The sequence below is a fragment of the uncultured Shewanella sp. genome, assembly GCF_947497935.1.
GTDB lineage: Bacteria > Pseudomonadota > Gammaproteobacteria > Enterobacterales > Shewanellaceae > Shewanella.
Genome location: NZ_CANMIO010000017.1, coordinates 43,850 through 59,767, shown reverse-complemented (window position 1 = coordinate 59,767; position 15,918 = coordinate 43,850). Strand labels below are relative to the sequence as shown.

At 44.5% G+C, this 15,918-nt stretch carries 12 protein-coding genes; 4 read left to right on the top strand and 8 right to left on the bottom strand.

Annotated elements, in window-relative coordinates; all coding sequences use genetic code 11:
- The first annotated feature begins 77 nt into the window (after positions 1 to 77).
- The 4 genes from Q1A86_RS16760 (at position 78) to Q1A86_RS16745 (ending at position 6,494) form a co-directional block, all read left to right on the top strand.
- On the top strand, positions 78 to 1,289 hold the full coding sequence (locus Q1A86_RS16760) for an NnrS family protein (protein ID WP_299808979.1): 1,212 nt from the start codon (positions 78 to 80) through the stop codon (positions 1,287 to 1,289).
- Positions 1,290 to 1,403: 114 nt separating this feature from the next.
- Positions 1,404 to 2,813: an ammonia-forming cytochrome c nitrite reductase subunit c552 gene (locus Q1A86_RS16755; protein ID WP_299808977.1), complete on the top strand. Its 1,410-nt coding sequence runs from the start codon at positions 1,404 to 1,406 to the stop codon at positions 2,811 to 2,813.
- A gap of 511 nt (positions 2,814 to 3,324) precedes the next feature.
- Complete coding sequence (locus Q1A86_RS16750) at positions 3,325 to 4,341, top strand: AraC family transcriptional regulator (protein ID WP_299808974.1); 1,017 nt, start codon at positions 3,325 to 3,327, stop codon at positions 4,339 to 4,341.
- Between the two features lie 131 nt (positions 4,342 to 4,472).
- Positions 4,473 to 6,494, top strand: a complete 2,022-nt coding sequence (locus tag Q1A86_RS16745; protein ID WP_299808971.1) for an alkyl sulfatase dimerization domain-containing protein — start codon at positions 4,473 to 4,475, stop codon at positions 6,492 to 6,494.
- Positions 6,495 to 7,101: 607 nt separating this feature from the next.
- Here Q1A86_RS16745 and Q1A86_RS16740 read toward each other — a convergent pair.
- From Q1A86_RS16740 to Q1A86_RS16705, 8 genes are all read right to left on the bottom strand, one after another.
- On the bottom strand, positions 7,102 to 7,866 hold the full coding sequence (locus Q1A86_RS16740) for a hypothetical protein (RefSeq protein ID WP_299808968.1): 765 nt from the start codon (positions 7,864 to 7,866) through the stop codon (positions 7,102 to 7,104).
- Positions 7,867 to 7,967: 101 nt separating this feature from the next.
- On the bottom strand, positions 7,968 to 8,438 hold the full coding sequence (locus Q1A86_RS16735) for a hypothetical protein (RefSeq protein ID WP_299808965.1): 471 nt from the start codon (positions 8,436 to 8,438) through the stop codon (positions 7,968 to 7,970).
- A complete protein-coding gene (locus Q1A86_RS16730) occupies positions 8,435 to 8,674 on the bottom strand; it encodes a hypothetical protein (RefSeq protein WP_299808962.1) in 240 nt (79 codons plus the stop codon). The genes Q1A86_RS16735 and Q1A86_RS16730 overlap by 4 nt, the downstream gene beginning before the upstream one ends.
- Positions 8,675 to 9,505: 831 nt before the next feature.
- Positions 9,506 to 11,743, bottom strand: coding sequence for an acyl-CoA dehydrogenase (locus Q1A86_RS16725; protein ID WP_299808959.1), 2,238 nt, complete (start codon positions 11,741 to 11,743; stop codon positions 9,506 to 9,508).
- A gap of 399 nt (positions 11,744 to 12,142) precedes the next feature.
- The gene (gene rsgA / locus Q1A86_RS16720; RefSeq protein ID WP_299808956.1) at positions 12,143 to 13,333 is read right to left on the bottom strand and encodes a ribosome small subunit-dependent GTPase A; all 1,191 of its coding nucleotides are present in this window, start codon (positions 13,331 to 13,333) and stop codon (positions 12,143 to 12,145) included.
- Between the two features lie 480 nt (positions 13,334 to 13,813).
- A complete protein-coding gene (locus Q1A86_RS16715; RefSeq protein WP_299808953.1) occupies positions 13,814 to 14,449 on the bottom strand; it encodes an HAD family hydrolase in 636 nt (211 codons plus the stop codon).
- 45 nt (positions 14,450 to 14,494) lie between these two features.
- A complete protein-coding gene (locus Q1A86_RS16710; RefSeq protein ID WP_299808950.1) occupies positions 14,495 to 15,022 on the bottom strand; it encodes a CIA30 family protein in 528 nt (175 codons plus the stop codon).
- 359 nt (positions 15,023 to 15,381) lie between these two features.
- Positions 15,382 to 15,909 (bottom strand): hypothetical protein, encoded by a 528-nt coding sequence (locus tag Q1A86_RS16705; protein WP_299808947.1) that lies wholly within the window; start codon positions 15,907 to 15,909, stop codon positions 15,382 to 15,384.
- Between the last annotated feature and the right edge of the window lie 9 nt (positions 15,910 to 15,918).

Sequence of the window (15,918 nt, the reverse complement as noted above, 5' to 3'; positions counted from 1 at the left end):
TGTTATCATGAATAGGCGCGGATACACTGACGAATAACTTAAAGCTGTATTTAAAATGCGTGTTTATGGGGTGGACTATGCTGAATATTGATGATCCAAAAGCGACGGAAAAGATCCCGGCCATTTTTCGCTTAGGGTTTAGACCTTTTTTCTTAGGTGGTGCAACAGTCGCCATGCTATTCGTGCCTTTATGGCTACTCACCTGGTTTTATCCGCAATATAGTCTGTTCCAGACTGACTTCTGGGTGAAAGTCGTGCCGTTATGGTGGCATCCCCATGAGATGTTGTTTGGTTTTGCATTAGCGATTGTTTGTGGGTTCTTGCTGACATCGGTACAGACATGGACGAATCAGCCTGGGATGAAAGGCTGGGCCTTGGCGCTGACTTTCTCTTGCTGGCTATTAGCAAGACTGACCCTGCTGCTTCCAGTTTCTATTCCTCTGTGGCTGCCAGCATTACTCGACTCCTTGTTTTTAACCTTCACCGCCATAAAACTTTGGCGCTGCATCTATAAGGTGAAGCAGTGGCATAATATCGGCTTTCCTATCATGTTATTTGTGGCGATGCTGATTAATCTCTTAAGCTATTACGCCCTCAGCGAGAGAGACTTTTCTCTGAGTCAGCAAATTTGGCAAGCCATGCTGTGGTGGCTAGGTCTGCTTATCACCATAGTCGGTGGACGTGTCATCCCTTTCTTCACTGCTATACGTATAAAACAGACGAAACCACAGCCAATTGCGATTCTCGACAGAAGCTTAATCATAATTATGGTGGCTTTGGTGGTGCAGGCGATCACTCAGGTGATGCCTAAAGGATTAGAGCAAGTGCTACTATATAGCGCAGGTGGATTACACTTAGTTCGATGGTTGCGCTGGTTTCCCCATAAGACACTAAAAGAGCCTATGCTATGGTCGTTGCAAATTGCCTATTTGTTTCTTCCCATCACGCTATTTTTATTAGCATGGAATATTAATGACTCAATGGCCTATAGGCATTTATTACACCTCTTTGCCATAGGTACGCTGGCGGGGATCTGTCTTTCAATGATCTCGAGAGTGTCATTAGGCCACACCAGCCGCAATATTTATGAAGGGCCGAATATGGCTGTGGCGTTCGCTTGTTTGCCCATTGCAGCCATACTGCGCTCGGTAATGCCAATCATCGCACCGGCTCAGTACCAAGTATGGTTATGGTTAGCGGGGGGATTGTGGTCGCTGGCGTTTGCTATGTTTGTAATAAATTACGCTTCGATACTCTCTAAACCGCGTATAGATGGTCGACCCGGATAGCTTTACTTTAATAGCTTTACCTAGAGGGATTTCTTAATAAAAAGTCGCTTGATAAAAGCAGCTTTTTAATAAGGCCAAAGAATAAGAACGCAGATAAGGTTGATAGAAAAACAAATGACAGTAAACAATCTGATAAAAATTGCAGGGCCGATTTCGTTAGCCATGCTTATGTCGGTAGCAAGTGCGCAAGCCGCTGATAATGCCAATGCTCAGACTGTTGCAGCAAAAGAGCAACAGCAAAGAGATCAATCGCTACGGGCCAAATTTCCGGTGCAGTATCAAAGCTGGCAGGAGACTTCGGAGCAAACAGAGCGTGAAGATATGCTTGCTAGCTATCCTGCGGCGATCATCTTATGGGCCGGCTCCTCATTTGCAAAAGAGTACAACAGCCCTCGCGGCCACCATTTCGCGGTGGCTGATGTGACACATACCCTACGTACTGGCGTGCCGCCAGCGGCGGGAGACAAGGGCTTGTCTGCTAGCTGCTGGACCTGTAAGACACCGGATGCGCCAAGACTAATGAATGAGCTTGGTGTAGAGGGGTTTTCTGCGAAAAACTTTACCGATGTTGGGGTTGAAGTCAATAGCGTGGTCTATTGCACCGATTGTCACGTTGACGGCAAGGCTGAGCTGGCTTTGCCACGACCCCATGCCCAAGATGCGATGGCGAAAGTGCATCTGCCTTTCGACAAGCAAGATGCCAATATGCAAGGGGCACAGGTTTGTGGTCAGTGTCATGTGACTTACTATTTCCAACCGGAGCGCAGTGACAAGGTCAATATCCCGTGGATCTTCGGTAACAATGTCGACGATATCGAGAAGTATTACGATACTCGCCGCTTCTATGAATGGATCCACCCTATCTCTAAAACGCCAATCTTAAAGGCGCGTCACCCTGAGTTTGAGCATTGGATGAGAAGTGAGCATGCTGAGGCTGGTGTGACTTGTATTACTTGCCATATGCCTGAAGAAACAGACAAACAAGGCAATACATTTACCAGCCATAAGGTGAGTAAAGCCTTGGATCACTTTGACTCAGTTTGTCAAAACTGCCACAAGAGTGAAAAAACCATTATTAAGTCGCTTGAGAACAGTAAAGCCAAAATCAATGCTAAAGCTCGGGAAGTCGAAGAGCTCTTGGTTAAGGCTCACTATGAGGCCGCAGCGGCTTGGGAGGCTGGCGCGACTTGGCCCTTGATGAATGATGCGATTATGGCGATTCGTCACTCACAGTGGCGCTGGGACTTCGCCATGGCATCACATGGTCTGTATGCCCATAATCCTAAAGAGGGCAATGCGCTACTGGATATGTCCATCAGGCAGGTTAAGTATGCCCGTGAATCGTTAGCCGAAATTTTGAAGATGTTTGCTGTCACTAAGGTTGAGTATCCAGACATTAGTAGCAAAGAGTCGGCTCAAGCCGCGGTAGGAATTAAGCTTGATAAATTGACGGAGCAAAAGCAGCAGTTCATTAAGCAAGAAGTCGATAAAAATTGGTCGGAAGTGACTCGTTACGGTTACTAATCATGTGTCAAACATGACTCATTTTATAAGGCTCAAGGGTTCTCCTTTGAGCCTTTTTCTTTGCTGGGTTGCTTAGATATAAGGCAAGCTGATAATGTGGGCTTATTGAATGCTACTTATTCGAAATTCGATATTCACTGCGATTAAATCGCAATAAAATAATCACCTTACCGCTAGCTGGTGACAGGGAGCTCCCGTTGAGCGTTAACCAGAAGGAAGAGGTGTTGTGGTGGCTAAAATGCCGGGCAGAGACTTGATAGCGCAGTTGCAGATATTAACTTCTATATCAGTTTGTTAGTGGGGAGGTTGTCGATGAATATGTGCATTGCAAGGTGACTTTGGCTATCGATAAACCAAGCTATACGCCCGTTTGATAGAGCAAAAGAAGTATCAATCGAGTCAGCGTGATTACTTTGGAGTTCGACAAACATAGGGCTTATTAGCCATATACGATGGCGCGATGAGCCGCCGTAAGCTGAAGAGCATCTCTTGTTAAGAGGCATTGATTATCTTGGATAGCTACACCACGATTGCAGCTTGGTCTTTGGCGATTGCTCGGGCATTAAGTGTGAGTAACATTGAGCCTAGAGCCCTGTTTAAACAAGTCGGTTTAGATCTTGAGCGGTTAGAGGCTCAGCCCGATGCCAGAGTCGATATCGATAAAATGACACGGCTTTGGCAAGCGGCAGAAAAGGCATCAGCTTCTGCGGCTTTTGGTCTAACCGTTGGTCGTTATGCTTACCCGATGCATTTTCATAACTTGGGCAAGTTATTAATGGCGAGTGACTCATTGGCGCAAGCCTTCGAAGCATTGCCTGACTATTCTGCGCTTGTGAGTAACGGTGGGCGGATCCGTTTACAGCGTACGCCACACATGCTTGGGCTGACGATTAGTCCATTAAAAGGCGTTGAAATTAGCGAATTAGCTATTGATGCGTTCTTTAGTAGTCTAATGCAGCACGGTAAACAGATGGTCGGTCATAGTCATTTTGTGCGTAGAGTCGAGCTAATACGTCAGGGGGCAAAGTCGACTCAAGCCTGGCAAGCGTGTTTCGGCTGTCCAGTGGTGATGAATGCAGCCGATAATTGCATGTGGATGGATAGAAGCATGCTAGAGCAGGCCGCGCTAACTAAAGATCCCTTGCTGGCTAAGTCTAATGAAGTTGCCGTGCGGCAATATCTAGATAACATGCAGGCGTTGAGCTGGAGACAAAAAACCAGCCAAGGGATCCACGCAAGTTTACTTAATCAAGAGCCTACGGCGGCAAAAATAGCGCAGATGTATAATATTAGTGAGCGCAGCTTAGGCCGATATCTACAGCTCGAAGGCACAGGCTTTAGAGAACTACTCAGCCTTAAGCGTCAAGAACTTGCGCATCATTATCTCACCCATACCGATATGTCTATTGCCCTGCTATCCGACACTCTAGGCTATAGCAGCGTGAGCAACTTTACGCGCTCATTCAAGTCTTGGCAGGGGATCAGCCCTTCGCAGTATCGTCAAAAAAACGGCTCGTTTACAGGTTAACCTTTACTCGCTAGAGCGAAACGGATGGAGCGTTTAAGTCACTGCCGAGAGAATTGGCGAAAAATGATAACTGCCATGTTGTTAATGTGTAATAGGTTGAACTTAAGTTATTAACAACTTGGCGCAGACAGATGCTAAAAAAAACAACAAAAAAGACCCTCAAACCTTATATGCTTGCAGGAGTAACGACTCTCTTGCTACTGGGGTGCCAGCCTGAAATTACATCCCCAGAACTCTCCTCGTTAGTCGCTGATAGCGAAGGGTTTACGCCTGCGAGTTTACATACGGTCGCGGCTAATCAGGCCGTGAGATCTCAATTGCCTTTCGATGACGTTCAAGATTTTGAAGATGCCAAACGAGGCTTTATTGCGAGAATGGATGAGCTAACCGTATTGGATAGTGAGGGCAATACAGTCTGGGATAGAACTGCTTATGATTTTATCAAGGGAGAAGCTCCTACTAGCGTTAACCCCAGCCTCTGGCGTCAAGCGAGTCTCAACAACATAGACGGCCTGTTTGAGGTGACAGAGGGTGTCTATCAGTTGCGGGGCTTCGATTTAGCCAACATGACAGTGATTGAGGGAGAGACCGGCTGGATTATTATCGACCCGCTTACCACGGCAGAAACGGCTAATGTTGCCTTCGAGTTTCTCAATAAGACATTGGGAGCACGCCCCGTATCAGCGATTATCTTCACCCATAGTCATATGGATCACTTCGGCGGCGCATTAGGTTTGTTAGACGAGAATGCACAAGTAGAGGATCCCTTTGAAGGTGTTGATATTATTGCGCCTGCAGGCTTTATGCATGAGGCAACCAGTGAGAATGTTACCGCTGGGACCGCCATGAGTCGCCGCGCCATGTATATGTATGGCAAGCAATTACCGCGATCAAAGCGTGGTCATATCGATTCGGGGCTGGGTAAAGAGCCTGCATTTGGACAGTTTGGGATCTTGAGTCCGACCTTAGTCGTCGAACAAGATTCATCTATGATGATTGATGGCGTGCCGTTTGAGTTTCAAATTGTCTCGGGCTCAGAGGCGCCAGCCGAATTTACTTTTTACCTGCCTGAGCAGCAAGCCTATTGCGGTGCGGAGCTGGTCTCTAAGAATATGCATAATTTGTATACGTTACGTGGTGCAAAGGTGCGTGATGCATTGACTTGGAGCCGTGCGATTGATGATGCCCTTAATTCTCAGCGAGACACCAAAGTCTATTTTGGCAGTCACCATTGGCCCATTTGGGGCCAAGAGAGAGTCAATGAGTTCTTAGAAAAGCAGCGTGACACCTATAAATATATTCACGACCAAGCCGTGCGGATGCTAAATGCTGGGCTCACCCCCGCAGAAATTGCCGAGCAAATACAGATGCCGCCGTCACTTTCTAACACCTTTGCCACCCGCGGTTATTACGGCACCGCCAAGCATAATGCCAAGGCGGTATACCAAGCTTATTTAGGCTGGTACGACGCCAATCCAGTTAACCTAGATCCACTACCAGCAACGGCATCAGCGGTTAAATATGTGGAGCTAATGGGCGGCGCTGACAAAATCATAGCAGCGGCTAACAAAGCTGTTGCTGCTGGCGAGTATCGCTGGGCGGCAGAGCTGGTAAATCATTTAGTGGTGGCAGAACCTAAGCATAATGAAGCTAAAGCTTTGCTTGCCAGTATTTATGATCAGTTGGGCTATCAAGCTGAGTCTGCACCATGGCGAGATGTGTATCTGACGGCGGCCTATGAGCTGCGTCACGGTAGCCCTGAAAAGGGCATCGATCTCGCGTCGATGAAGTCTATTTTACTTCATTCACCGCTCGATAATTTTATGCAGTCGATGGCGACCAGAGTGATTGGGCCTGAAGCATTTGGTGAGGAGTTTGAGCTAAACATTTACTTTATCGACCTTGAGCAAAACTATGTTTTAAGCCTTAAAAATGCCGTGTTGCATCATAAACTCGCGCCTAAGTCGGCTAAGGCTAACGCCACATTGAATATTAGCCATGAGCTGTTTGTCGATCTGATTATTGGTAAAGCCGGAGTGAAAGAGGTGCTATTTTCTGATGAGCTTGAGATCGAGGGCAGTAAGCTGGATTTAGTCAGCTTCTTCTCTACATTGGATAAACCCAAAGGTGTGTTTAATATTGTCACTCCTTAGGATGAGTTTAGCGAGTAATAAGTCAGTTCAGAATCAAGAAAGGTGATAGTCAGTTCACATGTCGCTACTTCTGTGGGACGCTGTAAAGCCATCCATGGCCGCTCTGCGGTTTCATCCCTGAAACCGAAGCCCACAGCCGCAGCGACATCTGATTATTCAACTTACCAAGTTATCTCTCTTGGGATGGTACAAACTTATTTTTGGAGAGAAATACGTTAGAGCAAGGAGCCTAAAGCTAGGGCGTGGGATGAGGAAAAATATGGTTCTCAAATAAAGTTTACTCTGACCCCATATATATGAAAAGTAATAGTTTGAGTATTCTAAAACTAAGTTCAGATAGCTAAGAACTGAGCCATCAGTAATCAACTGAACTAATGGCATAACCAGAGTAAAATCGTGTAGATCTACCTTGTTTGTTTCATAGGGAGTGATTACCTCGACGTCAGGGTGCTTTATCTTCAGCCATTTTCTGAATGCACCGGTCTCACACGCTATAGCACCTGCATACAATGGCTCTTCGAGTACTTCGATCTTCATACTTTCTCCTTTTGCCTGACGCCACCAGGAGCTGGATCACGCAGTGTGGAAGTCCCTATGGCTGGCTTAGTTAGGCACTGACTTCCTCTCCGCTTATAACCCTCAACTCAATATTTAGACCAGAGTCTTCTAGAGATTTTGACCATGCGTCAGCGATCAGTTGGAATTTATCGGTATCACCGTCAAGAACCAAAGCAAGTATAAATTTGGTATCTATCGTCATGTATTCAGCAGCCAGCTTTGCTCGATAAACAAATTCTTGTACTGCTTTGAACGTAATTCTTGGTTGTGAGTAATATTTAACCTCAAGTATTGTGGCGCTTGACCCTGGTTTAAAATATGCTGCATCGAAGGTGTATTTCTCAGTACTTATCTGCACGTCAATATTAGGAGTAACCCCCAATTCGGCGGAAAGCATATTAATAACATGTTTCTCGGCTTGTTGAATGCGTGTTTTAGTTGCTGAGAACGATGCCCTTTGACTTGGTTGAGCTTTCTCAATAAAGACATCCCCAGTGGCTTCTTTAGCGTCATTTTCCAATTTCTTTTCTTTTTCTTCTGGAGATAAAGTTCTAAGAAATGAGTCATCATCTTTGTAGTCACCGGGGCTATATAGCTTTCCATGATGCTCCGTAACCAATTTGTAAAAAACATAAAGTACTACAAATGGAAAAGTGACAACGAAAACAAGCAAAGGCCAACGTTCTAACGACTCTAACTTGTCTGCTGACGCCCCAAGCAGTAGTGAAGCAAACCCATAAATCAAAGATATAAATAGGGCAACAATACCCAGTGGGTTCCTTGCAAAATCCTTTGCTCCTTTTAAGAACTCCATAATTATCCTTTTGGCCTAACGCTTTGCTAATGAGCAAAAAAATGGGTTAACTTAAGCGCAGCGAAAAGTGCCGAAGGTTTTTATCCCAATTGAGCAACTTGTTACGCTTTTTGTACTTTTGCACTTTCTGTTGTTTTTAATGCTTCGTAAAACAATTGCCAACACTTGAACATCGAGAACCAAAGAAGTACACCGCTCACCGCGAACATCGTATAAATATCATAACTTTCAAATTGGTGAAAATACTGTATGTCACCGTAAAACTTCTGAATATAGATAGCTTTCAATAGGGTAATTGCTGTTGATGTTACTGCCGCATACGTCGCAATATTCACAATAACCTCAAGAATCCACATCTGATTACTCTTGAACATCGGAACATCTAAGTTTGATTCAGGAACAAAAATAGCGTGGCATAAAATAGAAACTACAACAAAAACCAAGCAAATTATCATCAGGTACCCAGACTCTAAAAATTCCCGAATATACTGCATTGCAGAATCTTGATTTGCTGTAAAAAAGAAGCAAATTACAGCAAGGATACTTGCTGCCCCTAAAACCTTTATGTTCACGACTTACTCCCATTGAAACGCTCAACCATAAGAATATCCTTCTTATCTTTTTCGTTTCCAAAGAATCCGCCAAGAACTCCTCCAGCTAGAACACCAGCCACTCCACCAAGAAGACCTATGGCTCCGCCAATGACCATTGAAACGGCAGCATTCTCATTCGATGGTTCAGCTTTTACGTTACTAACAGTGTACAACTTGCCCTCGAGAGTAAATTTATGCCCGCCAATTTTATTCATGAGCTCTCTTTTAGTAAGAGCTGTCATTTGAAGGTAAATCTTTTTACCTGCTTTACTCGTTACGAATAGCCTCAAATTTCCTCCGAAATGTATAAAAAGCATAAAAGTATATCAGTTTGAACTCAGAATAAGAACGGTCTTAATAAGAACAGGTGCCAGTACTTTATTGGCTCAAGAATAACAGCAAACCAATTTGTTAACAATGAGTTATGATGTAGAAGAATCTCTCCCCCAGTTTCTGTTTTTGAATGAAACCAAGAACCTCAATCAATGCTCAAATTGCATTGCTCACTCAGGAGAATAAGTCACAATAAGGGTATAGTTAACAATTGAGTTAAGTAATTTCAGATGCAGCTAGACGCTATTAAAGAATAAAGAACAAAGTCACTAGGCTGCGGCCCATATGATAACTCAGACGCTAGTCTTGAATTTTGCGCCTCTCATTAGCTTAATTATTGCCGAAGCTGATAAGCAGGTGTAAACAAACTTATTTCCTAGCTAACTTTGGGGCATTTTCAAGTTAGAAACCGAACAGCTACAGCCAAAAGGTTCCACCAATTATCCCGTGTAGATACGGCTGCGGGCTTCGGTTTCAGGGATGAAACCGCAGAGCGTATAGGGACATATTCACAGCGTCTCGCAGCAGTGTCTGCACATACCCCGCTGGAGGCGATTGAAAACTACGAAACTGCCAGTTCGAACACGCTACTTGGTAACACCTTCCCCACAAGAAATTTATTTAGCTTATTTCGAAGCTAAAAAACCACCTTGCGGTGGCTTTTTAGTGACAGTCTATAGCTGCATGTTGAGCAGCTGATCCACAGTTAGCGATTAGTTAGCGATCTTTAAGTCTGGCTTGTCGCTGATTAAATTCATATCAAAATCGAACTCATCGACACGAATAGCACGCTCACGCTTAAGATTGTAATCTTGCAGTAGCTTATGCTCAGCTTCGCTGATCACCTTAGCCTCAAGTGCGGCATTTAAGGTCAATGCGAATCTGACACCAGGCTTAAATGTCTTGGCGCGAATCGCCTTTTTAACTTTGGCCAGTAGCGGTAAACACTCGATTTTAGCAAGGTAAGCTTGCTCATTAATGTCGTTACCGTCACCTGCTATAGGCTTAACTAGGTGCGTCAGGTTCTTCTTAAACTCGGTATTAAGCTGAGCTTGCTCAGCCAGTTCGCGTATCAAGTTGTCATTAATTTTTGGCATCTTAGCCGAGTAAGTAACCGTGATTAAACGCATAAACTTACGTGTCGCTGAAGATGGGAAGTTATCTAAGAAGTCTAATAGTGCTTTTTCTGCCTGACACAGTGACCAGCGCGTTGCGTAATGGAAATAGGGCGCCGCTTCTTGTCGCTCGACAGCGGTTAGCTTCTTCTCGTAATAACGAATAGATGCCATAGCAGCGTACAGATAGCTCATCACATCACCTAGGCGCGCTGACAGCATTTCTGCCTGCTTGAGCTTGCCACCTAATACCAGTAACGAGAAGTCTGCATATACCGCTAGCTTAGAGGCGAGCTTATGCACCGATTGCTCGTAAGGTTTGACTTCAGCAAGGGTTGAGTCTGCTGAAGCAGTGAAAGGCAGTAATCCAAGCTTAAAAGCGCGGAGGCTATTGCCGACACTGTAACTAACAGTTTTACGTAAGATGCCATTAAACTCTTTGTCAGCGCCTTTTTCGTTTGAGTGGATTGACTCCACCATAGTCTGTAGATATGGGTGACAACGCATGACGCCTTGACCGAAAATCATCAGGTTACGGGTCAAGATGTTCGCGCCTTCTACGGTGATCGCAATCGGTTGCGCCACATAGCCTGAGGCTAAGGTGTTTTGTGGGCCGCATTGAATCGCCTTACCCGCTTGGATATCCATTGCCGAGTCGAGCACATCTCGGCCAAGCTCTGTCATGTGATACTTGGCGATTGCGGTGACAACAGATGGTTTTAAGCCTAATCCTAGCCCCTCAGTGGTGAGTACACGCATCGCTTCTTGCAGGTAGGTTTTACCGGCAATATCAGCAAGCTTTTCTTGAATACCCTCAAACTTTCCAATCGATAGGCCAAACTGCTCACGCACTGCAGCGTACTCAGCAGAAGACTTAAATGAGGCCTGACTCACTGACACGCCAAGGGCTGGCAGTGAAATACCGCGTCCTGCACCAAGACAGGCAACCAGCATTGCCCAGCCGCGGCCAATATTCTTTTGGCCACCTATGATGAAGTCCATCGGGATGAACACATTTTCGCCACGGGTCGTACCGTTGTAAAAGCGAATGCCCATAGGATCATGGCGATTACCTAGTTGCACGCCAGGGTGTGACCTAGGAATAAGCGCACAGGTAATGCCTAGCTGTTCTTTGTCGCCCAATAGGCCGTTTGGATCTTCTACTTTAAAGGCTAAACCTAATACGCTGGCGATTGGTGCTAGGGTGATATAACGCTTATCCCAAGTTACGCTCATGCCCAATACTTGTTCACCTTGGTATTCACCCATGGTTACAGTACCGATATCCGGGATCCCGCCGGCATCTGAACCCGCCTCAGGGCTAGTGAGTGCAAAACAAGGGATCTCTTGACCGTTAGCTAGGCGAGGTAACCAGTAATCTTGCTGCTCAGAGGTGCCGTAGTGCATCAATAATTCACCTGGACCGAGAGAGTTTGGCACCATCACTGTGACCGCAACCGCCGAACTTTTAGCGGCAATGGTCGCCACAATCGTCGAGTTTGCATAGGGACTAAACTCGAGACCGCCGAAAGATTTTGGAATAATCAGTGAGAAAAATTTATTTTCTTTTAGGAAGTTAAGAATGTTTTCGGGAAGGTGGGTGCTGCGCTGGATCTCAAAGTCATCCACCATCTCTAGTAAGGTCGCCACGGGACCATCTAGGAATGCCTGTTCGTCGTTCGATAGCGTTGCAACGGGGATATCACGTAGGGCTGCAAAGTCAGGTACACCTTGATAAATCGAACCTTCTAACCACACATCACCGGCATCGAGTGCTTCTTGTTCTGTGGTAGAAATGCTTGGCAATATTTTTTTTAGTTGTGTTCTTATGCTCATATTATATGCTCGTCCGACCAGAAGTTATGCTTCACATTACGTCATAAAACGAGTCATAGATCAAATTTTCAAACGATAAATTTAAACGCTTGTTTGGATTTTGACTAAGGTTCTGTTTAGTTTTGATTATTTACGCTACAAATTTCATAAGCTTACGCGTGTACGCTCGAATGAAATTATTTTTAGTGATATGACGTTATTACAATGGTGAGCAGGGGTTAATTGAGTCAGTAAAAGAGAGGGGGCTGACTTCCAATACGAATTAGTATTAGAGCAGTTTAATTATTGAGAATTAAAAATAAAACAAGGGCGATATCGCCCTTGTTTGTGTTTGGTTTAATACCAATCAATAGAAAAATTTGGTTGTTTAAGTACACCTGTTATTAGGTTTTAGGCCTATTAACCTCGTTTATGTACTCGAGCCTCACCTTGGACTCGTTTGTACATCTTGCTTAAGTTTCTATCCTTTGCTCGTTTTTCGGCAATACTGGCGCCGTTTAACGCCTGTTCTCGCATTAGCTTTTGGTAGCTTTGTAACCGACGCTCAGTTAGCTGACCACTTTCAATTGCCCCCTGAACGGCGCAGCCGGGTTCTTGCTCATGCTGACAGTCGATAAAACGGCATTGCTGCGCGTATTCAACAAGATCGGCAAAGGTCTCCTTGAGTCCCTCTTCGCAATCGACCAGTTGAAGCTCGCGCATGCCAGGAGTGTCTAACAATAGCCCGCCGCAGTGAGTTAAATGCAGTGAACGGCTAGTGGTGGTATGTCGTCCCTTACTATCATCTTGGCGAACTCCCGAAGTTAACTGGCTGCTGTCGCCTAATAGTGCGTTGACGAGAGTGGACTTCCCCACACCAGAAGAACCGATAAAAGCCACGGTTTTACCGTCAGCGCAATAACTCGAGAGTGCCTGAGTGCTTTTCTCGTCGAGACCGTTAACGGTTTCGATTAATAGACTCGAATCTAATTCTCTTAATGCTGCTATATAGGGCGTAAGATCATCACATAAATCGACTTTTGTCAGCACGATAACCGGCGTGACTTTTGCCTCGTGCACCAGTGCCAAGTAGCGTTCGATTCGGTTGATATTAAAGTCATCATTTAATGACGATACGATAAATACCCAGTCAAGGTTCGCTGCGATAAGTTGCTGCTCAACCTTAGAGCCTGCAGCCTTTCTACTAAACAATGCGCTGCGCTCCAGTACACAGACAAAATGCTGCTGACTGTCTAACAGTAACCAGTCTCCGACCGTCATCTCTGGCATGTTTTGATGGATTGCCAGTGTCGACTCTCCGTTTTCAGTGAGTAATTGATACTGGCTACGGTGATGAGCACATACTCTTGCTACAGTCGCGTACTGCTTAGTTTCAATTAGCAGCTGTTGCTGAAAAAACGGATTCCAGCCAAGTTGCTTTAAGCTATATAAAGAGCCATTTTCTAGTGGCGTGGATACATCAGTAGGGTTTTCTACACCCGTAGCAGAGCTGTTCGCTGACGATGTACTCGATGAGCAAGTACTAGCTGAAGACGTGGTACGTGAAAATCTACTGGATTTTAGGTGGTTAAAACGATTTGATTTTGTCATATAAACCCCAGCGCAAAGCGCCTGAATATTGATTCTGGGGGGACTTGATTCGATAAGACCCCGGTACTTAGAAATAGTTACCGGGCAAAGCGCTTTAAAAAGTCAGCACAATAGGTAAGTATGAAAAATATCATACTAACTCGCTCATGTGACTTGCATGGTAAACATGCCTAATACTGACTCTTGTTTTTTAACAAGAGAGGGTACTTAAAGTGCTGCAGCTGCCCAGTTAGGGTTTACTACAATCATCAAATTCTCCATTTTCTAAAGCTATCGTTAATAGGGGCGTTTGCAGTGTTAAATGCAACAATACAAACTTTTAATGTAATTTAGCAACTCCTTAGTTGCAAGGCGAGGTTTGCTTAATTAATGTTGGTGAAGTTGTGGGCGTTCTCACATTTGCTCTTGTGATAATAGCCGTTAGAAAGTACTAAATATGTTGAACCTTAACTGACTTAAGCTTGCGAATTCTGCTTGGGCTTATGTTTGCAGTTGAGAGCGAAAATAGTCAATAAGTGTTAAGTAGCAACTGCAAACAATATCGGCTTGGTTGGCGTAGTCAGGGATTAGGCTTGGCGTATAAAGGATACTTCTTGTGCCAGCATTATTGGCGGTTTGAAGATCAAATAGATAATCACCAACAAATAAAATATTTGCGGGTTTGATTTGCCACTTTGCACAAATCAGTTCAACGCCTTCAGGGTGTGGTTTAGCTTTAGCGTCAAAGCGGGTGAGTAATACCTCTATATCAGAGCCTATTTCTAATCCTAAGTTATTTAGGGTGATATTAGCTGCCTCGGGCATATTACGAGTCAGTATGGCTTGAGGGATTTGCCTCTGCTTTAAAAAAGCAATTAGCTGCTGAGCACCGTCGATCCAAGTAGCACTGTGTGAGCTATCAAGTTCATAACGCTTTATGACAGCTTGAGTTTTAAGCGCATACTCAGGCTCAGTAATTGAATTAACATAACCTAGAATATCTGTGGATGCCTCAATACCAAGCTCTGCTCTTAAGCCTGTAAAATCAGGATTTGAATCAGCTAGAGTGCCATCTAAATCAAAGATAACCCCGTGGATCTGACTAAAATCGAAATGTCGGTTTACCGTTATGCTCAATTGGGATGACCTGTTGCTATTGTTGCTATTGTTGATTTGTTGATGTTACTGCTCGGACGCACTAACGATAAAATCGATATTTTTAAAAGCCAGCTCAAATGGACCGGGTTGCTTATCGGCAAGTAGAAATCCAATTTGTTTAATTTGGCTAAAACTGAGCGCTGGTGCGTCAACCTCGCGGCCTCGGTATACCGGCGTAAAATCTTCAGCTTTAAACACTAGCTGTAACCATTGGTTGTTCTCAGTATTGAAAGGCTTTGAATAGGCATAAGAATCCCATTGCTCGTCTGTTCGTATTCTTAATTGGTATTGCCTGCCGTCACCTTTAACTGCAATACGTATTAAATTGTGAGTTGATGGGACTGCTTGAGTCATTTCAGTTCGGGTTGATGCAAAACCGCCGTTTCGCTCTAATGATAACTCGCCAGAAAAGATCGCGCTATTGGCATTGGTTTTTACAGTGCTTTGCGAGATCCCGCCCATCACAGTGTCGTTAACGGTCCGCCATATGGAAGGAGTTATTACATCGAAACTGATGACTTCTTCTGCGTTAGCTTGATAACTTGCGGTCATAGTTAAGCCTAAAGTTAAGCCCATAGTTAGGGTCATGATTAAAGTATGTGTGCTCGCCGAAAAGAAAAGTCTCGAAATCTTTTTGCATGCTTTATGTAAACGTTCAGCTGCTGCAAACCTTAATCTCTGATTGTTTTTAGCATTGTTCATCTTCATTGTAATCATGTTCATTGAGTACGTAGCTAAGGTTAGAAAAGTTTACTGTAGTGATTAAATCGATACCAATGGGTTGGTTGAAGAACAAAAGGAGAACAATAATTTGCGTTTTATTATTAAATTATTTAAATAAAAATGCTGCGATCCAATGGAGAATGATTCGCAGCAAAATCTAAATAAACCTTAGGTGGCTTAAGACAAGGTTAATTCATAGTGAGTACTTGTGGATCCGCATCTTGCAAATATCGCCACTCCAGAAATTGTGGCGCTTGGCCTTTATAAAACCAAATAACCGCAATCAGTTGACTCTCATGATTGGCGACTTTGACCTCTTTACTGAGCTTGCCTTGAGTTAACGGCCCCCTAAATAGGCAAGAATCGAAGTTTACCGAGTAACCGTCACCTTGTGCTTGGTAGTCATCACACAGTGAGAAGTACCCCCTCTGAGTACTGTTCCTATCCACATTAATGGTTAGCATATACGCTGACTCAAGCTTGTTATCGGCATCGACCACTAGATCGTCCAATGACGTTGGCTCTGGAGCGGGGTCAGGAGTTGGATCATCCGTTGTCGTTGTAGTATCAGTCGATGTTGTGTTTGTAGCTGTTTCTATAGCAGCCGGAGTGTCTGGTGCATCATCGCCACCGCCACCACAGGCGCTAACGAATGCCGCCATAATGAATAATAGGACTAAGTGATTGTTAATGGATTTCTCATTTTGATTTTTCATAACGCTCTC

What these genes read in the sequence shown, in the direction of transcription:
- Q1A86_RS16760 (WP_299808979.1), top strand. Translation starts at nt 78, where the DNA reads ATGCTGAATATTGATGATCCAAAAGCGACGGAAAAGATCCCGGCCATT.
- Q1A86_RS16730 (WP_299808962.1), bottom strand. Translation starts at nt 8,674, where the DNA reads ATGAATAAAATTGGCGGGCATAAATTTACTCTCGAGGGCAAGTTGTAC.
- Q1A86_RS16755 (WP_299808977.1), top strand. Translation starts at nt 1,404, where the DNA reads ATGACAGTAAACAATCTGATAAAAATTGCAGGGCCGATTTCGTTAGCC.
- Q1A86_RS16745 (WP_299808971.1), top strand. Translation starts at nt 4,473, where the DNA reads ATGCTAAAAAAAACAACAAAAAAGACCCTCAAACCTTATATGCTTGCA.
- rsgA (WP_299808956.1), bottom strand. Translation starts at nt 13,333, where the DNA reads ATGACAAAATCAAATCGTTTTAACCACCTAAAATCCAGTAGATTTTCA.
- Q1A86_RS16705 (WP_299808947.1), bottom strand. Translation starts at nt 15,909, where the DNA reads ATGAAAAATCAAAATGAGAAATCCATTAACAATCACTTAGTCCTATTA.
- Q1A86_RS16740 (WP_299808968.1), bottom strand. Translation starts at nt 7,866, where the DNA reads ATGGAGTTCTTAAAAGGAGCAAAGGATTTTGCAAGGAACCCACTGGGT.
- Q1A86_RS16710 (WP_299808950.1), bottom strand. Translation starts at nt 15,022, where the DNA reads ATGACCGCAAGTTATCAAGCTAACGCAGAAGAAGTCATCAGTTTCGAT.
- Q1A86_RS16725 (WP_299808959.1), bottom strand. Translation starts at nt 11,743, where the DNA reads ATGAGCATAAGAACACAACTAAAAAAAATATTGCCAAGCATTTCTACC.